The sequence below is a fragment of the Hydrogenophaga sp. PML113 genome (genome assembly GCF_001777155.1).
GTDB classification, from domain to species: Bacteria; Pseudomonadota; Gammaproteobacteria; order Burkholderiales; family Burkholderiaceae_C; genus Hydrogenophaga; species Hydrogenophaga borbori.
Map to the genome: position 1 here is coordinate 162,774 of NZ_MIYM01000004.1, position 17,351 is coordinate 180,124.

Annotated in this window: 14 protein-coding genes; 12 read left to right on the forward strand and 2 right to left on the reverse strand. The window is 71.6% G+C overall.

Going from position 1 to position 17,351, the window contains the following annotated elements:
* The 9 genes from BHU06_RS09230 (at position 1) to BHU06_RS09270 (ending at position 11,892) form a co-directional block, all read left to right on the forward strand.
* The gene (locus tag BHU06_RS09230) at positions 1-3,177 is read left to right on the forward strand and encodes an efflux RND transporter permease subunit (RefSeq protein ID WP_070398885.1); all 3,177 of its coding nucleotides are present in this window, start codon (positions 1-3) and stop codon (positions 3,175-3,177) included.
* A gap of 49 nt (positions 3,178-3,226) precedes the next feature.
* Positions 3,227-3,916, forward strand: coding sequence for a protein-L-isoaspartate O-methyltransferase (locus tag BHU06_RS09235; protein ID WP_070398886.1), 690 nt, complete (start codon positions 3,227-3,229; stop codon positions 3,914-3,916).
* A gap of 14 nt (positions 3,917-3,930) precedes the next feature.
* On the forward strand, positions 3,931-4,278 hold the full coding sequence (locus BHU06_RS09240) for a rhodanese-like domain-containing protein (protein WP_070398887.1): 348 nt from the start codon (positions 3,931-3,933) through the stop codon (positions 4,276-4,278).
* A gap of 129 nt (positions 4,279-4,407) precedes the next feature.
* Positions 4,408-5,739 (forward strand): TolC family outer membrane protein, encoded by a 1,332-nt coding sequence (locus BHU06_RS09245; protein ID WP_070398888.1) that lies wholly within the window; start codon positions 4,408-4,410, stop codon positions 5,737-5,739.
* A 122-nt stretch (positions 5,740-5,861) separates the two neighbouring features.
* Positions 5,862-6,602 (forward strand): glycosyltransferase, encoded by a 741-nt coding sequence (locus tag BHU06_RS09250; protein ID WP_070398889.1) that lies wholly within the window; start codon positions 5,862-5,864, stop codon positions 6,600-6,602.
* Positions 6,578-8,611, forward strand: coding sequence for a 3-deoxy-D-manno-octulosonic acid kinase (locus BHU06_RS09255; RefSeq protein ID WP_083293136.1), 2,034 nt, complete (start codon positions 6,578-6,580; stop codon positions 8,609-8,611). The genes BHU06_RS09250 and BHU06_RS09255 overlap by 25 nt, the downstream gene beginning before the upstream one ends.
* A complete protein-coding gene (locus BHU06_RS09260; RefSeq protein ID WP_070398890.1) occupies positions 8,608-9,855 on the forward strand; it encodes an O-antigen ligase in 1,248 nt (415 codons plus the stop codon). Before BHU06_RS09255 ends, BHU06_RS09260 begins: the two co-directional genes overlap by 4 nt.
* Positions 9,852-10,931 carry a hypothetical protein gene (locus BHU06_RS09265; RefSeq protein WP_070398891.1) on the forward strand — a complete coding sequence of 360 codons (1,080 nt, stop codon included), beginning with the start codon at positions 9,852-9,854 and terminating at the stop codon, positions 10,929-10,931. Before BHU06_RS09260 ends, BHU06_RS09265 begins: the two co-directional genes overlap by 4 nt.
* 22 nt (positions 10,932-10,953) lie before the next feature.
* Positions 10,954-11,892, forward strand: a complete 939-nt coding sequence (locus BHU06_RS09270) for a hypothetical protein (protein WP_070398892.1) — start codon at positions 10,954-10,956, stop codon at positions 11,890-11,892.
* A gap of 16 nt (positions 11,893-11,908) precedes the next feature.
* Here BHU06_RS09270 and BHU06_RS09275 read toward each other — a convergent pair whose 3' ends face one another.
* Entirely contained in the window at positions 11,909-12,766 is an 858-nt protein-coding gene (locus BHU06_RS09275) for a glycosyltransferase family 2 protein (protein ID WP_139147025.1), read from the reverse strand.
* Positions 12,767-12,868: 102 nt separating this feature from the next.
* Positions 12,869-14,251: a phosphomannomutase/phosphoglucomutase gene (locus BHU06_RS09280; RefSeq protein ID WP_070398894.1), complete on the reverse strand. Its 1,383-nt coding sequence runs from the start codon at positions 14,249-14,251 to the stop codon at positions 12,869-12,871.
* Positions 14,252-14,374: 123 nt separating this feature from the next.
* On the opposite strand from BHU06_RS09280, the gene BHU06_RS09285 reads away from it, so the two are divergent.
* Genes BHU06_RS09285 through BHU06_RS09295 form a run of 3 tightly spaced genes read left to right on the forward strand, consistent with a single transcriptional unit; the run spans position 14,375 to position 17,342 of the window.
* Complete coding sequence (locus BHU06_RS09285; RefSeq protein WP_070399213.1) at positions 14,375-15,898, forward strand: DNA-3-methyladenine glycosylase 2 family protein; 1,524 nt, start codon at positions 14,375-14,377, stop codon at positions 15,896-15,898.
* Positions 15,895-16,431, forward strand: coding sequence for a methylated-DNA--[protein]-cysteine S-methyltransferase (locus BHU06_RS09290; protein WP_070398895.1), 537 nt, complete (start codon positions 15,895-15,897; stop codon positions 16,429-16,431). Before BHU06_RS09285 ends, BHU06_RS09290 begins: the two co-directional genes overlap by 4 nt.
* Positions 16,428-17,342: a DMT family transporter gene (locus BHU06_RS09295; protein ID WP_070398896.1), complete on the forward strand. Its 915-nt coding sequence runs from the start codon at positions 16,428-16,430 to the stop codon at positions 17,340-17,342. Before BHU06_RS09290 ends, BHU06_RS09295 begins: the two co-directional genes overlap by 4 nt.
* Positions 17,343-17,351 lie beyond the last annotated feature (9 nt).

Here is a 17,351-nt window from a genome sequence, read left to right on the forward strand (position 1 = left end):
ATGTGGTTCACCCAGGTCTCGCTGCGCAACCCGGTCTTCGCCACCATGGTCATGCTGGCCTTCGTGGTGCTGGGCGCGTTCTCCCTGCAGCGCCTGCAGGTGGACCAGTTCCCCAACATCGACTTTCCGGTCGTGGTGGTCACCACCACCTACCCCGGCGCCTCGCCCGAGATCGTCGAGTCCGAGGTGACCAAGAAGGTCGAGGAAGCCGTCAACGCCATCGCGGGCGTGAACAGCCTCACCTCGCGCAGCTACGAAGGCAACTCGGTGGTGATCATCGAGTTCCAGCTCACCGTGGATGGCCGCAAGGCCGCCGACGACGTGCGCGAGAAGATCGGCATCCTGCGCCCGCTGCTGCGCGACGAGGTGGACGAGCCGCGCGTGCTGCGCTTCGACCCCGCCAGCCGCTCCATCTGGTCGGTGGCCGTGGTGCCCGAGGCGGTGGACGGCCGCGCGATGTCGGCCGTGGAGCTGTCCACCTGGGCCGACCAGGTGCTCAAGAAGCGGCTGGAGAACGTGCGCGGCGTGGGCTCGGTCACGCTGGTGGGCGCCACGCGGCGCGCCATCAACATCGAACTCGACCCGGCCGCCATGCGGGCGATGGGCGTGACCACCGAGCAGATCAACGCCGCCGTCCTCAGCGAAAACCAGGACCTGCCCGTGGGCACGCTCAAGACCGGCGAGTCCGAGCGCGTGGTGCAGGTGCTCTCGCGCCTGGCCAACCCGCGCGATTTCGACGACATCATCGTCGCCCGCCGCGGCGGCCTGCCCATCAAGCTGGGCCAGGTGGCGCGCGTGAGCGACGGCACCCAGGAAGTCGAGAGCCTGTCGCTCTACAACGGCCAGCGCACCTTGTTGCTGCAGGTGCAGAAGGCGCAGGACGAGAACACCATCGCGGTGGTCGACGGCCTGAACGCGGCACTGACCGCGGTCAAGCCCGAGCTGCCGCCCGGCGTACGGCTGGAGCCCATCGCCGATGGCGCGCGACCGATCCGCGTGTCGGTGCAGAACGTGCGCCAGACGCTGATCGAGGGCGCCATCCTCACCGTGCTGATCGTCTTCCTGTTCCTCAACTCCTGGCGCTCAACGGTCATCACCGGGCTCACCCTGCCCATCGCCATCATCGGCACCTTCTTCGTGATGAACGCGTTGGGCTTCACGATCAACATGATCACGCTGATGGCGCTCACGCTCTCGGTGGGCCTGCTGATCGACGACGCCATCGTGGTGCGCGAGAACATCGTGCGCCACGTGCAGATGGGCAAGACGCCCTACCAGGCCGCCATGGAAGGCACGCAGGAGATCGGCCTGGCGGTGCTGGCCACCACGCTGTCCATCGTGGCGGTGTTCCTGCCCATCGGCTTCATGGGCGGCATCATCGGCAAGTTCTTCCACGAGTTCGGCATCACCATGGTCGCGGCCGTGCTGATCTCCATGTTCGTGAGCTTCACGCTGGACCCGATGCTGTCCTCGGTGTGGCACGACCCGGCCATCGACACGCACGGCCAGCCGCCTGGCCGCTCGCTCTACGACCGCACCCTGGGCCGCGTGACGCACTGGTTCGACCGCTTCCAGGACGACCTCGCCGACGGCTACCAGGCCGCGCTGCGCTGGTCGCTGCGGCACAAGCTGGCCACGCTGGCCCTGGCCCTGGCCACCTTCGTCGCCAGCCTGGCCCTGCTGCCGCTGCTGGGCACCGAGTTCGTGCCCAAGGCGGACTTCTCCGAGACCTCGGTCAGCTACCACACGCCAGTAGGCAGCTCCCTGCCCGCCACCGAGGCCAAGGCGCGCGAGGTCGAGGCCGTCCTGCGCACCTTCCCCGAGGTGCGGTACACGCTCACCACCATCAACACCGGCAACGCGCAGGGCTCGATGTACGCCAGCACCTACGTGCGCCTGGTGGACCGCAAGGACCGCACGCTCAGCGCCGACGCCATGTCGGCCCTGCTGCGCGACCGGCTGCGCGCGGTGCCCGGCATCACCGTCACGCACGCCGGCCTGCTCGACGCCGTGGGCGGCGGCAAGCAGATCGAGTTTTCGCTGCAGGGCGACGACCTCGACGAGCTGGAGCGCCTGAGCGCGCTGATCACCGAGCGGCTGCGGCCCATCGTCGGCCTGGTGGACCTGGACTCCAGCCTCAAGCCCGACAAGCCCACGGTGGACGTGGTGCTCAGGCGCGACCTGGCCTCCGACCTCGGCCTGTCCACCAAGGCCATCGGCAACAGCCTGCGCACCCTGGTGGCCGGCACCACCGTTGGCAACTGGCGCGCCCAGAACGGCGAGACCTACGACGTAGTGGTGCGCCTGCCCCCGCCGCAGCGCCAGCGCACGCAGGACCTGCTGCAGCTGCCGCTCAGCGTGGGCAACGCGGCCGACGGCAGCGTGCGCACCGTGCCGCTGGCGCAGGTGGCCGACATCGTGGAAGGCACCGGTCCGAACCAGATCAACCGCCGCAACCTCAACCGCGAGGTGTCCTTCAGCGCCAACGTCTACGGCCGCTCGGCCGGCGAGGTGTCGGCCGAGATCCAGCGCGTGGTCGACGGCATCGCCCTGCCGCCGGGCTACCGCACCGAGTTCAGCGGCTCCACCAAGAACATGAAGGAGTCCTTCGGCTACGCGCTGTCGGCGCTGGCGCTGGCCATCATCTTCATCTACATGATCCTGGCCAGCCAGTTCCAGAGCTTCCTGCAGCCGCTCTCGCTCATGACCTCGCTGCCGCTCACGCTGATCGGCGTGGTGCTGGCGCTGCTCATGTTCGGCTCCACCATGAGCATGTTCTCCATCATCGGCATCGTGCTGCTCATGGGCCTGGTGACCAAGAACGCCATCCTGCTGGTGGACTTCGCCATCCGCGCGCGCGAGGGCCGCGCCGGCGGCCCGCCGCTGCCGCGCGACGAAGCCCTGCTGCTGGCGGCCAAGGTGCGGCTGCGCCCCATCCTCATGACCACCCTGGCCATGGTCTTCGGCATGGTGCCGCTGGCCTTCGCGCTCACCGAAGGCTCGGAGCAGCGCGCGCCCATGGGCCAGGCCGTGATCGGCGGCGTCATCACCTCCTCGCTGCTCACGCTGGTGGTGGTGCCGGTGGTCTACGGCTACCTCGACGACCTGGCCGCCTGGCTGCGCCGAAAGGCCGGGCTGCCGCCCGCCGCCACGCCCCCGCAGGACAGTGCGCCATAGGGCGCCTCCTAAAATCCACCGGTTGTGCCGACCCCATTGGAGAAATGAGATGACCACCGCGAACAGCCTCGAACAGGCCCGCTTCAACATGATCGAGCAGCAGATCCGCCCCTGGGAGGTGCTCGATGGCCGCGTGCTCGAGCTGCTGGGCCGGGTGCGCCGCGAGGACTTCGCCCCCGCCGCCCACCGGGCCCTGGCGTTCACCGACATGGAACTGCCCCTGACCCAGCCCGCGGTCGATGGCCAGTGCATGCTGGCACCGCGCGTGCAGGCCCGCTTGGTGCAGGACCTGGCCCTCAAGCCCACCGACAAGGTGCTGGAGATCGGCACCGGCAGCGGCTACACCGCCGCCCTCATGGCCAGCCTGGCGCAGCGCGTGCTGTCGCTGGAGATCGAGCCCGCGCTGGCCTCGCAGGCCCGCACCCGCCTGATGCAGGCCGGCGTCACCAACGTCGAGGTGCGCCAGGCCGACGCTGCGGCGAACGGCTTCGCCGCCTGCCGCGCCGACGGGCCTTACGACGCCATCCTGCTCGGCGGCTCGCTGGCCGAGGTGCCGCCCGCCCTGCTGGGCCTGCTGGCGCCGGGCGGGCGCCTCGCCGCCATCGTGGGCGACGAGCCCGTGATGCGCGCCACCTTCATCACCCGCGCCGGCGAGGCCGACTACCGCAGCGCCCAGCCTTGGGACACCCTCGCGCCGCGCCTGCGCCACTTCCCCGAGCCATCGCGCTTCCGCTTCTGAACCGGCGCCACCGCATGCAAGCCATCACCCCCTCCCAGCTCGACGACTGGCTGCGCCAGGAAACCGCGGACGGCGCCGCCGCGCCCCTGCTGCTCGACGTGCGCGAGCCCTGGGAACTGCAGACCGCGAGCGTGCCGCCCGGCCCGGGCTACGAACTGCTGGCCATGCCCATGCGCAGCGTGCCCGCGCGCCTGGCCGAGCTGGACCGCGACCGCCCCATCGCCTGCCTGTGCCACCACGGCGGGCGCAGCGCCCAGGTGGCCCGCTTCCTGCAAGACCAGGGCTACACGCGCGTGGTCAACGTGCACGGCGGCATCGACCTGTGGTCGCGCGAACGCGACCTGTCGATCCCACGCTACTGATATGAAGCACCCCCTGCGCCGCTTCGCGGCTTCCCCCTCTCTCGCCTTCGGCGGGAGGGGGACGGCACCTGCGGCCCAGCAAAGCCGGTTCCGCGGTGCCCCCGGACCGTCGTCTCTGAGGAGCTACCCATGACTGTTGCTGTTCCCCTTCGTCCCTTGGCGGTTGCCGCGCTCCTGGCGCTGGGGGCGGCGTCCGGCGCGCAGGCCCAGAGCCTGGTCCAGCTGTTCGAGGCCGCGCGCGGCTTCGACGCCACCTACCTGGCCGCGCGCTCGCTGTACGAGGCCAACCTGGCCCAGGCCGACCAGGCGCGCGCCGGCCTGCTGCCCCAGGTCGGCCTGGGCGCGGGCGCCAGCTGGGCGAACCGCGACAGCAGCAACAAGCTGCTCGACGGCACCAGCAACAGCCAGAACGTGACGCTGTCGGCCAGCCAGCCGCTGTACCGGCCGGCCAACAAGCTCGCCAACGACCAGGCCATCCTGTCCAAGGACATCGCGCAGGCCCAGCTCGTGCAAGCCGAGCAGGACCTGATCGTGCGCGCCGCGCAGGCCTATTTCGACGTGCTCGCCGCCCAGGACACGCTCACCTTCGTGCGCGCGCAAAAGACCGCGGTGGAACAGCAGCTCGCCGCCGCGCGGCGCAACTTCGAGGTCGGCACCGCCACCGTGACCGACGCGCGCGAGGCCCAGGCCCGTTTCGACCTGGTGATCGCCCAGGAGATCGCGGCCGAGAACGACCTGCGGGTGAAGAAGCTCGCGCTCGACCAGCTGGTGGGCCGCAGCGGTGTGACGCCCCTGCCCCTGGCCACGCCGGTGGACCTGCCGCCGCTGGAGCCCGCCACGCCGCAGGCCTGGCTGGACCGCGCGGGCGACCGGCACCCGGTGATCCTGAGCGCGCAGCGCAACCTGGAGATCGCCAAGCTTGAAACGCAGCGCGCCGAGGCCGGCCACAAGCCCACGGTAGACCTGGTGGGCCAGTACCAGGTGGCGCGCGCGCCGTCCGGCGTGCAGGGCATTCCGGGCAACGTGCGCAACAACAACGCCAGCGTGGGCGTGCAGTTCAACATGCCGCTGTTCGCGGGCTACTCCATCCAGAACCGCGTGAAGCAGACCCTGGCGCTGGAGGAGAAGGCCCGCGCCGACCTCGACGCCGCCCGCCGCACGGTGGACCTGCGCACGCGCAGCGCCTTCCTCGGCCTGGTCTCGGGCCAGGGCCAGGTGAAGGCGCTGGAAGCGGCCGAGACCTCCAGCCAGAGCGCGCTCGAAGCCAACCAGCTGGGCTACCAGGTGGGCGTGCGCATCAACATCGACGTGCTCAACGCCCAGAGCCAGCTCTACCAGACCAAGCGCGACCTGGCCCAGGCCCGCTACAACGTGCTGCTGGGCAGCCTGCGCCTGCGCCAGGCCAGCGGCGAGCTCACGCCCGCCGACCTGCAGGCGGTCGACGCCTTGCTGGCGCGCTGAGCACCGGTCCCACCGGGTGGGCGGCGTGCGAGCCGCCCACCCTGGAGCCGATACACTCCCCCGATTGCCCACCCGCCCGGCCCCAACCGGGCGGGCCCGTTTTTCACCCTGCAGGAGATGACGTGCAAGCCGTCAACGTGCTGTGCATCAAATGGGGCCGCAAGTACGGCCCTGAATACGTCAACAAGCTCCACAGCATGGTGTCGCGCCATCTGAGCCGGCCCTTCCGCTTCGTCTGCCTCACCGACGACGCCACCGGCATCCACTCGGGCATCGAGGTCAAGCCGATTCCCGCCGTGGGCTTCGATCAGTTCGACCAGCGCAAGCCCTGGACCTTCGGCCACGGCTGGCTCAAGCTCACCAGCTTCGCCGACCCGCTGTACGACCTCAGCGGCCGCACCCTGTTCCTGGACCTGGACATCGTCATCGTCGACAGCCTCGACCCTTTCTTCGATCAGCCCGGCGAGTTCGTCGTGATCAAGGAATGGGACAAGACGGACGGCACGGGCAATACCTCGTGCTACCTCTACACCATCGGCGCCCACACCGACGCGCTGGAGCACCTGAAGACGGGCTACCCCCAGTCCATCGCCGACGTGCGCAACGAGCAGGAGTACATCACCGGCTACCTGGGCCGCCAGGGCAAGGTGAGCTTCTGGCCCGAGGGCTGGTGCGTGAGTTTCAAGCGCCACTGCATGCAGCGCGGCCTCATGGGCTGGTTCAAGCCGCCCGAGATCCCGCCGGGCGCCCGAATCATCGCCTTCCATGGCAAACCCAACCCGCCCGACGCCATCGCCGGCGTGAGCGGCAAGTGGTACCGACGCGTGCTGCCCACGCCATGGGTGGCCGAACACTGGCGTTGAACCCGCCGCGCGCCACCGCGACGCTGAGGGCCTACCGGGGCCTGAGCCGCGCGCTCGCGCCCTGGCTGCTGGGCTGGTTGTGGTGGCGCGGCCGGCGCGAACCCGGCTACCGCGAGCGCCTGGGTGAACGCCTGGGCCACCTCCCCATCGACCCCGGGCGCTTCGGCGGCCTGTGGCTGCACGCGGCCTCGGTCGGCGAGGTGCAGGCCGCGCGGCCGCTGATCGAGGCCCTGCTGCGCGACTGGCCCGCGCACGCCCTCACCGTCACCACGCAGACGCCCACGGGCGCGGCCGCGCTGCGCGCCGCCTGGGGCGATCGCATCGCGCACCGCTTCGCGCCGCTGGACACGCCGGGCGCGGTGCGCCGCTTTCTCGACCGGCTGCAGCCGCAGGCCCTGGTGCTGGTGGAGCGCGAGCTGTGGCCGCAGTGGCTGTTCGAATGCGCCGAGCGGGCGCTGCCGGTGCTGCTGGCCAACGCGCGCCTGTCCGAGGCGTCCGCGCGCACCTACAGCCGCTGGCCGGGTCTGATGCGGCACGCCTGGCCCCGGCTCGACGTGGCCGCCGCCGACGGGGCCTCGGCCGAGCGCTTGCGCGCGCTGGGCGTGCCGGCGCAGCGGCTGGCGCTCACGGGCAACCTCAAGTTCGACGCCGCCCCGCCCGCGCAGGCGCAGGCCCTGCCGCCCGAACTGCGATCGCGTCGCCTGGTGGTCGCCGGCAGCACGCACGAAGGCGACGAAGCCGCCTGGCTCGACACCTGGCGCGGCCTGCGCGAGCGCCACCCCGACGCCCTGCTCGTGCTCGTGCCGCGCCACCCGCAGCGCTTCGACGCCGTGGCGGCCGAGCTGCGGCGCCGCGGCCTGGCCTTCGCGCGCCGCAGCGCGGGCGACGCCGTGGAGCCGCAGACCAGCGTGCTGCTGGCCGACACCATGGGCGAGTTGATGCACTGGTACCGCCACGCCAGCCTGTGCTTCGTCGGCGGCACGCTGGCGCCCGTGGGCGGCCACAACCCGCTGGAGCCCATGGCCCTGGGCCAGGCCTTCCTGTTCGGCCCGCACACCACCAACGCGCCCACCCTGTTCGCCGACGCCCAGGCCGCTGGCGCCGGGCTGGCGGTGCACGACGCGGCCACGCTGGAGCGCGCGGTGGACGAGGCCCTGCGCGACCCCGCCGCCTGGGCCGCGCGCGGCGCGGCGGCGCGCGGCCTCATCGACGCCCACCGCGGCGCGGCGCGGCGCACCCAGGCCCACCTGCGCGCGCGGCTGGGCGATGTCGACGGCTCGGCGCTCGGACCGGTGCGGGTCACCGCGCAAGGTGGCGACACGCTGTGGCACGACCCGCGCCGCGTCGACGCGACCGACGCGCCCCACCTGTTCGAGGCCGAGGCGCCCGCCGAACACCTGGCCACCGGCAGCGGCCGCGGCCAGGCGCGGCTCGTGCAGCACCAGGGCCAGGGCCTGGTGCTGCGCCACTACCGGCGCGGCGGCCTCATGGCCCGCCTGAGCGAAGACCGCTTCCTGCGCGAGCCCGCGCACCGCAGCCGCGCCATGCGCGAATTCGCGCTGCTGCGCCTGCTGCGGTCCTGGCGGCTGCCCGTGCCCGAGGCCGCGCTCGCGCGCCACCGCTCCCACGGGCTGGTCTACAGCGCCGACATTGCGGTCGGCCTGATCCCGGGCAGCCGCAACCTCGTGCAGCGACTGCAGTCCGCGCGCCCCACGCCAGCGGACTGGGCGGCCCTGGGCCGCGCCATTCGCGCCCTGCACGACCGACAGGTCTTCCACGCCGACCTCAACGCCCACAACCTGCTGCTCGACGCGCCTGGCCGTGCCTGGGTGGTCGACTTCGACAAATGCGCCGTGCGCCCGGGCGACGCCTGGAAAGCGGACAACCTCGCGCGGCTGCATCGCTCGCTGCGCAAGGAAGCGACGCGCGTGCACCCGTACCACTGGGACGAAGCCGACTGGACCCACCTCACCACGGCCTACGAGCGGCCCGACGACACCCTCCCATGAGCTTCACCCACGCCTGTTCCACTGGCGCCCGCGCCACCCTGGTGCTGTGCTTCCTGGCCTTCCCCATGTCCGTGGCCCTGGCCAACGTGGCCCTGCTGCTGACCCTGCTGCTGTGGCTGCTCTCGCTCGCCGGCGCGCCGGCGCGCGCCGAGCTGCGCGAGGCCCTGCGCAATCCGCTGGCTGCGCCCGCGCTCGCGCTGTTCGCCTGGATCGTGATCGCCGTGGCCTGGTCGCCGGCCGACCCCCAGGGGGTTTTGGGCGCCGTGCAGAAGTACCTGAAATTCCTGATGGTGCCGATGTTCATCGCGCTGCTGCAGGACCCGGCCACCCGCCGGCGCTGCTGGCACGCCTTCATGCTGGCCCTGCTGTTCACACTGGCGGTCACGTGGCTCAGCGTGTGGATAGAGATTCCCTGGACGCGCGCCAGCCGCTTCGGACGGGTCAATGACCACACGGTGTTCAAAGACCACATCTCGCAAGGCTTGATGATGACGGTGTTCGCCACGATCGCTGCCCTGGTCGCCATCACCTCCAGCAAAACCGTGTGGCGGTGGCTCGCCGGCGCACTCTGGGTGCTCGCCACCGGTTCCATCCTCTTCCTGTCCGAGGGTCGTACGGGCTACCTTGCCTGGGCTGCGTCCAGTGGCGTGTTCGCCGTCACACTGGCCTTCGCGCACTCCAGGCGCGCCGTTCTCGGCGCCGTGGTGGGCCTGGTGGCCGTGGGGGCGTTGGTTTTCGCCACCTCTCCAGTGTTCCAGGAACGAGTGGCCAATGCGTGGCGAGACATGCGCACCGCTCAGTTGGACAACACCCCCGGCGCCGTGGTCACCTCCACCGGCGCGCGCGTCGAGATGGCCCGCTTCGCCCTCGACGCCTCGCTCCAGGCCCCGGTGTTCGGCCACGGCACCGCGTCCTATCCCGTACTGGCCAAGCAGCACTTCACCAGCACCGAGTGGTGCTCGGTGGTGTGCCCGCACCCGCACAACCAGTTTCTCTTCTTCCTGGTCGAACAGGGCGCCATCGGCCTGCTGCTGTTCCTGTGGTTCATCGCCGCCATCGCGCGCGAGGGCTGGCGGCACGACCTGCCGCGGCGCGCCTTCTCCCTGGCCTTCGTGGCCACGCTGGCGGCGGCCTGCCTCTCGCACAGCTCGTTCTGGTTGTCGACCGAGAACCATTGCCTCATTCTCATGAGCGCGCTCACCATGGCCAGCCTGCGCGCGCGGCGCGCGCCGGTGTCCGCATGACCCGCCTCACCATCGCCTTCCATTCCAACCAGATCTCGCTGCGCGGCACCGAGGTGGCCCTGTACGACTACGCGGTCGGTGCCGAGGCGGTGCTGGGCCACCGCGCCGTGATCCTGCACGACGCCACCCACCCGGGCAACGACGGGCAGGCGATCGCCAAGTTCCGCGCGCGCTTCGAGGTGGCCGCGTACCGCGATCGCGGCGAACTCGACGGCCTGCTGCAGCGCCACGGCGCGCAACTGCTGTACGCGATCAAATCGGGCAAGAACGATGGCCTGATGTCGCACACGGTGCCCACCATGGTGCACGCGGTCTTCCCCACGCACCCGCGCCAGATGCATGGCGCGTCCTACGCCTTCATCTCCGAGTGGCTGAGCCGGCGCTGCAGCGCCGGCCGCATCCCGGCCGTGCCGCACATCGTGAGCCTGCCCGCCGAGGACAGCGACCTGCGCGCCGAACTGGGCATTCCCACGAAAGCCAAGGTGCTGGGCTGCCACGGCGGCGCGCACAGCTTCGACGTGCCGGCGGCCATCGAGGCGGTGAAGCGCGTGCTGGCCACGCGCGACGACACCTGGTTCCTCTTCCTCAACATCGAGCCCTTCGTCGACCACCCGCGCGCCCGCTTCCTGCCCGGCACCAGCGACCTGGTGTTCAAGACGCGCTTCATCAACAGCTGCGACGCCATGCTGCACGCGCGCCTGCAGGGCGAGTCCTTCGGCCTGGCCTGCGGCGAGTTCTCCGTCCGCAACAAGCCGGTGTTGACCTACGCGCGCAGCAAGCACCGCCACCACCTGGACGTGCTGGGCGACGCCGGCTGGCCCTACCGCGACGCCGACGACCTGGTGCGCCGCATCGAATCGCTGGACCCCGCCGCCGTCCGCGCGGGTTCCTGGGACCGCTACACGCCGCTCTACAACCCCGAGCGCGTGATGGGCCTGTTCGACCAACACCTGATCCAACCCGCGCTGCGCAACCCCTCGCGCGAGCGGCCCCAGTTGCACGTGCCCTGGGTGGACACCCTGGCCTATTGGCGACTGAAGCTGGACATGCGACTGCGGCGCGGCGCGCGCCTGTGACACCGACGAAACGGCCCTTCCCATGAGCCTGCCTCTCTTCGAACCCCGGGATCCCGGCGCCGCGCCAAGGGTCTACGACTGCTTCACCTACGACGGCGAAGACTGCCTGGATCTGAGGCTGCGCGCGCATTGGGACCGCGTCGACGTCTTCGTCATCGTCGAGGCCTCGCTGACCTTCGCGGGGCAGGCCAAGGCCCTGAGTTTCGACCCGGCGCGCTTCGACTGGGCCATGCCCAAGATCCGCTACCTCCCCTTGAGCGAGGAGAGCTTCGCGGGCTGCAAGACGGCCTGGGACCGCGAGCGCCGCCAGCGCGATGCCCTGCGCCAGGGCTATGCCGATGCGGCCGACGACGACGTGGTGGTCATCGCCGATGTCGACGAGATCCTGCGGCCGGAGAAGATCGGGCCCGTGCCCGCGGGCGAGGTTCAGGTCTTCGAGCAGCTCATGCTCTATTTCTACTGCGACTACCTCATGATCTCGGAGCCGTTCTGGCGCAAGGCCATCGCCGTCAGTGGCGCCGATGCCCTGCGCCACACGCCCGAAGACCTGCGCAACGACAAGGCGCTGAGGCAATCGATGCGCGAGGTGGTGATTCCCGACGCCGGCTGGCACTTCAGCTACCTGGGCGGCATGGAGATGATCGAAAAGAAGCTGGAGCGCTTCTCGCACCAGAACCTCAACAAGCCAAAGTACCGCGACCGCCAGAAGAACCTGGCGCGCCTGTACGCCGGCAAGGACATCTACCACCGCCCCAAGCAATGGGGCCGCGTGCAGCTCACGGCCGGGCAATGGGCCCCCGAGGTCGTGGAGCGCTGGTTTCGCGAGCGTCCCGAGCTGCGCGCGCCCGAGGATATCCGCAGCGCCGGAAGCCTGACCGACGTGCTACAGCGTCAGCGCGAGCGGCCGCGCTGGCGGCGCACCTGGGACAAGCTGCGCCTGCGGATCTGGAACGCCTTCTGAGGCCCCGCGCCGGCCGCTACGGCCGCCAGCGCGCCAAGCCCATCCAGCGGCCCGCCATGCGCGCCAGCAGGCGCGGCGACCAGGCGATGGCGCGCAGCGGCAGCGCCACCGTGGTGCCCAGCAACACGCTCCAGCGCTGCCGCCGCGCCTGCGCGGGCGAGCGGTGCTTGGCCGTGTAGATCAGCTTGGACTGCGCGTGGTGGTAGCCGCGCAGGTACTCGCTTTTCCAGGGCGCCTTGCCTTTGACGGAGCCGCGCGCGCGGTGCACCGCCATCACGGCGGGCCACACCACCAGCGGGCGCTGGTGCTGGAACAGGCGCAGGCAGAGGTCGTCGTCTTCGTAGTACAGGAAGAAACGCTCGTCGAAGAAGCCCACGCCCTCGAAGCGTGCCAGGCGAAACAGCATGGCCGCGCCGACCACGAAGCCCACGCAGGCCGGGCCCTCGGCACCGGGGCCGCGCGAAGGCCACAGCGTGCTGGGCCAGCGGTAGTTCACGTCGGGCCGGCCCGGCGCGCCTTCCAGCTGCGGCGCGACGACGGCGGCCTCGGGCATCGCCTGGGCGGCGCGCACCAGCTCGCGCAGACCGTCCGGCGTGACCTCGCAGTCGGGGTTGAGCAGGAAGGCGAAGGGCGTCTTCACCTGCGCGATGGCACGGTTGTTGGCCGTGCCGAAGCCCAGGTTGCGGCCATGCTCCAGCACCGTGGCGCGCGGCCAGCGCGCGCGCGCCTGCCCGGGCGTGCCATCGCCGCTGCCGTTGTCGGAGATGACGATGTTCGGGCAGTGGGCGAGCAGGCCGTCCAGCGCGTCCAGGCAGTGCGCGCTGTGGAAGGTGACCAGCACCACGGTCACGTCATTGAGCAGATCCTCAGCCATGCGTGCCCTCATCGGGAAATGCCGCGGAACCGGCTTTGCCGGGCCGCTGGCATTGCCCCCTTGAGGGGGTGGCGCGAAGCGCCGCGGGGGTGTTCATATTTGTCAATGCGCGCTCGCGCCCACGACGGCGTCGGGCTTGGCCTGCTTCAGCAGGTCCAGCATCGTCGCCTCGATGCGGTGCAGCGCCTCGGTCGTCTGGCCTTCGAAGCGCAGCACCAGCACCGGCGTGGTGTTGGAGGCGCGGATCAGCCCGAATCCGTCGGGCCAGTCCACGCGCACCCCGTCGATGGTGGAGACCCGCGCCGGCGCCTCGAAGCGCGCCAGGTCCACCAGCGCCTTCACCACCGCGTGCGGCTCGCCCTCGGCGCAGGCCACGTTGAGCTCGGGCGTGCTGTGGCTGGTGGGCAGGCCGTTGAGCACGGCGTTGGCGTCGGGGTGGCGGCTCAGGATCTCCAGCAGGCGCGCGCCCGCGTAGCTGCCGTCGTCGAAGCCGAACCAGCGCTCCTTGAAGAAGATGTGGCCGCTCATCTCGCCGCCGAGCGGGCTGTCCAGCTCCTTCATGCGCGCCTTGATCAGCGAGTGGCCGGTCTTGTAGATGTGCGGCACGCCGCCGGCGGCCTCGATGGCCGGGCCCAGGCGCTGCGAGCACTTGACGTCGTAGACGATGGCGCCGCCCGGCACGCGCGACAGCACGTCCCGCGCGAACAGCACCATCTGGCGGTCGGGGAAGATGTTGTGGCCGTCCTTGGTGACGATGCCCAGGCGGTCGCCGTCGCCGTCGAAGGCCAGGCCCAGCTCGGCGTCGGTCTCGGCCAGGGCGCGGATCACGTCGCGCAGGTTCTCGGGCTTGCTCGGATCGGGGTGGTGGTGGGGGAAGTTGCCATCGACCTCGCTGAAGAGTTCGATCACCTCGCAGCCCAGGGCGCGGAACAGCGCGGGCGCCGAGGCGCCGGCCACGCCGTTGCCGCAGTCCACCACGATCTTCATCGGCCGCGCCAGCTTCACGTCGCCCACGATGCGGTCGCGGTAGGGGCCGGCCACGTTGACGTGGCGCACCCGCCCGCCCTCGGCGCGCTCGCCGCCGTCGCGCTCGATGAGCTGGCGCAGGGCCTGGATGTCATCGCCGTAGATGGCCCGGCCGCCCAGCACCATCTTGAAGCCGTTGTAGTCCTTCGGGTTGTGGCTGCCGGTGACCTGGATGCCGCTGTGGCACAGCGTGGCGGCAGCGAAGTACAGCATGGGCGTGGTGACCACGCCGACGTCGATGACGTCGATGCCGGCCGCCACCAGGCCCCGGATCAGCGCGGCCGACAGCGCCGGTCCGCTCAGCCGCCCGTCGCGGCCCACGGCCACGGTGCGCTCGCCCTGGCGGCGCGCCACGGTGCCGAACGCCAGGCCCAGCGCCTCGGCCACGCGCTCGTCCAGCGTGCTCGGGACCACGCCACGGACGTCGTAGGCCTTGAAGATGGAGGCGGACACTTGCATGCAGGGGCTCCCGTGAGGTGATGGCAAAGCGGGCATTGTAGGAAGCGGGGGCCAGGCCCCTGTTACAGGATCATGTCCGGAAACGGCGGGTCGGCCGGCGCACGCGGGCCTACCATGGCCGCCATGGACACCCGAACCGCCACCGACGACGACGCCCGCTACCTGGCGCTGTGCGCGCGCGACGCCCGCTTCGACGGCCGCTTCTTCACCGGCGTCACCTCCACCGGCATCTACTGCCGCCCGGTCTGCGCGGTGCGCACGCCGCGGCGCGCCAACTGCCGCTTCTTCGACCACGCGGCCCAGGCCGAGCGCGCTGGCTTTCGCCCCTGCCTGCGCTGCCGCCCCGAGCTGGCTCCGCTGTCGCGCGCCTGGTCGACGCAGGACGCCAGCGAGCTGCTGGTGCAGCACGCCAGCCGGCTGCTGGACGACCCCGCCCAATGGACCGGCGACGACGGCCCCGCCATGCAGCGCCTGGCCGCCCGGCTGGGCGTAAGCGACCGCCACCTGCGCCGCGTGTTCGAGGCCCGGCTGGGCGTGTCGCCCCTGCAGGTGCTGCACACGCGCCGCCTGCTCGCGGCCAAGCAGCTGCTCACCGACACGCGCCTGAGCGTGTCCGCCGTGGCCGCCGCCAGCGGCTTCGCCAGCCTTCGCCGCTTCAACGCCGCGCTGCTGGAGCGCTACGGCCTGAGCCCCACGGCCATGCGCCGGCGCGGCAGCAGCAGCGAAGCGGGCAGCCAGGCCATCGCCTTGGGTTGGCGCCCGCCGCTGGACGTGGCGCCGCTGCTCGCCTTCCTCGACGCGCGCCGCCTGCCCGGCGTGGACGCGACCGACCTGGCCGCCCTGCGCTACTGGCGCACGCTGCGTCTGCACACGCCCTCGGGCGCGCACACCGGCTGGTTCGGCCTGCGCTTCGAGCCCGAGCGCCACCGCGTCTGGCTGCACGCCAGCGACGGCCTGCTGCCCGCCCTGCCCACGCTGATCTGGCGCGTGCGCGCGCTGTGCGACCTGGACGCCGACCCGCACGCCATCGACGCCGTGCTGGGCACGCACTTCCCCGGTGGCGCCGGCCTGCGCGTGCCCGGCGCCATCGACGGCTTCGAGCTCGCCGTGCGCGCCGTGCTGGGCCAGCAGGTCACGGTGGCCGCCGCGCGCACCCTGGCCGGGCGGCTGGTGGCGCGCTTCGGCGAGCCGCTGGACACCCCCGATCCGGCGCTCAACCGCCTCTTCCCCACGCCCCAGGCGCTGGCCGAAGCCAGCGGCGAAGACCTCGGCGCGCTGGGCATCGTGCGCCAGCGCCAGGCCGCCATCCAGGCGCTGGCGCGCGCCGTGGCCGACGGCACGCTGGACCTGGGCCCGCACGCCGACCTGGCCACCACCACGCGGGCGCTCACCGCCCTGCCCGGCATCGGCGCCTGGACGGCCCAGTACATCGCCATGCGCGCGCTGCGCTGGCCCGACGCCTGGCCCGCGGCCGACGTCGCCCTGCACAACACCCTGGGCTTGAGCGGGACGCCGCGCGAGCGCGAACGCGCCTGCGAGGCCCTGGCCCGGGCCTGGCAGCCCTGGCGCAGCTACGCCGTGCTGCGCGCCTGGGCCGGCCTCTACCGCGCGGCCCCTCCCCCCACCCCCGCCACGGATTCGCCATGAAACTGCCCCACACCCTCACCCAGGCCACCATCGCCACCCCCCTGGGCCCCATGCGACTGGCCGCCACCGAGTGCGCCTTGGCCGGTGCCTGGTTCCACGACCAGCGCTACGCGCCCGAGCCCGCCCTGGTCGCGTCGTGGCGACCCGATCCGCACCATCCCGTGCTGCGCGAAACGGCCCGTCAGCTCGCCGACCACTTCGCCGCGCGGCGGCAGGCCTTCGACCTGCCACTCGACCTGTCCTTCGGCACGCCCTTCCAGACCGCCGTCTGGCGGGCGCTGTGCGCCATCCCAGCCGGGCACACGCTGAGCTATGGCGAACTCGCCCGCCGGCTGGACGCACCCAACGCCGTGCGCGCCGTCGGCGCGGCCGTGGGCCGCAACCCGCTCAGCGTCGTGGTGCCCTGCCACCGCGTGCTGGGCGCGCGCGGCGGGCTCACCGGCTATGCTGGCGGGCTGCCGCGCAAACAGGCCCTGCTGCGGCTCGAAGCCACCGGGCGGCCAGCCCCCCTACCCACCCCCATGCCCGCATGACACCCCTGCTGCTGCTCGAATTCGTCGCGCTCGCCGCCCTCTGGGGCGCGTCCTTCCTGTTCATGCGCCTGGGCGCTGCCGAGTTCGGGCCTGTGCCCACGGCGGGGCTTCGCGTGGGCATCGCGGCCTTGTGCCTGCTGCCCATGTTCCTGAAGGCCGCCGTCTGGACCGACTTCCGCGCGCGCTGGCGGCCCATCCTGGTGGTGGGCCTTCTCAATTCGGGCCTGCCCTTCCTGCTGTTTTCGTTCGCGGTGCTGCACATCCCCACGGGGGTCTCGGCCATCCTGAACGCCACGGTGCCGCTCACCGGCGCGCTGGTGGCCTGGCTCTGGCTGAAGGACCGCCCGGGTGGCTCGCGTATCCTGGGGCTGGTGATCGGATTCGTCGGCGTCACGCTGCTGGTGTTGGGCAAGTCGGGCGTGGACGCACGCGGCGCGACCAACGCGCAAGGCTCCGTCATGTCGCTGGTGGCCATGGGCGCCTGCCTGCTGGCCACGCTCTGCTACGGCATTGCCGCCAGCTTCACCAAACGTTACCTGTCGGGCGTGGACCCGCTGGCCTCGGCCAGCGGCAGCCAGATCGGCGCGGCGCTGGCGCTGGCCCTGCCCATGGCCTGGCTGTGGCCCGCGCAGCCAGTGAGCGCGGGTGCCTGGACGGCCGTGGTGGCACTGGCCGTGCTGTGCACCTCCATTGCTTACATCCTTTACTTCCACCTCATCGAACGCGCCGGGCCGGCCAAGGCCCTCACCGTGACCTTCCTGATCCCGGTGTTCGCCCTGGTCTACGGCGCGGTGTTCCTGGGCGAAATGGTGAGCGCATGGATGGTGGGCTGCGGCCTGGTCATCGTGTGTGGCACGGCGCTGTCGACGGGCTTGGTGAAGGTGCGCGCGCTGGAAAAGGCGGCGCGCTGAACCTCGGGG

Coding starts and splice junctions, on each gene's coding strand:
- BHU06_RS09230 (WP_070398885.1), top strand. CDS start 1: ATGTGGTTCACCCAGGTCTCGCTGCGCAACCCGGTCTTCGCCACCATG.
- BHU06_RS09235 (WP_070398886.1), top strand. CDS start 3,227: ATGACCACCGCGAACAGCCTCGAACAGGCCCGCTTCAACATGATCGAG.
- BHU06_RS09240 (WP_070398887.1), top strand. CDS start 3,931: ATGCAAGCCATCACCCCCTCCCAGCTCGACGACTGGCTGCGCCAGGAA.
- BHU06_RS09245 (WP_070398888.1), top strand. CDS start 4,408: ATGACTGTTGCTGTTCCCCTTCGTCCCTTGGCGGTTGCCGCGCTCCTG.
- BHU06_RS09255 (WP_083293136.1), top strand. CDS start 6,578: ATGGGTGGCCGAACACTGGCGTTGAACCCGCCGCGCGCCACCGCGACG.
- BHU06_RS09260 (WP_070398890.1), top strand. CDS start 8,608: ATGAGCTTCACCCACGCCTGTTCCACTGGCGCCCGCGCCACCCTGGTG.
- BHU06_RS09265 (WP_070398891.1), top strand. CDS start 9,852: ATGACCCGCCTCACCATCGCCTTCCATTCCAACCAGATCTCGCTGCGC.
- BHU06_RS09270 (WP_070398892.1), top strand. CDS start 10,954: ATGAGCCTGCCTCTCTTCGAACCCCGGGATCCCGGCGCCGCGCCAAGG.
- BHU06_RS09275 (WP_139147025.1), bottom strand. CDS start 12,766: ATGGCTGAGGATCTGCTCAATGACGTGACCGTGGTGCTGGTCACCTTC.
- BHU06_RS09280 (WP_070398894.1), bottom strand. CDS start 14,251: ATGCAAGTGTCCGCCTCCATCTTCAAGGCCTACGACGTCCGTGGCGTG.
- BHU06_RS09285 (WP_070399213.1), top strand. CDS start 14,375: ATGGACACCCGAACCGCCACCGACGACGACGCCCGCTACCTGGCGCTG.
- BHU06_RS09290 (WP_070398895.1), top strand. CDS start 15,895: ATGAAACTGCCCCACACCCTCACCCAGGCCACCATCGCCACCCCCCTG.
- BHU06_RS09295 (WP_070398896.1), top strand. CDS start 16,428: ATGACACCCCTGCTGCTGCTCGAATTCGTCGCGCTCGCCGCCCTCTGG.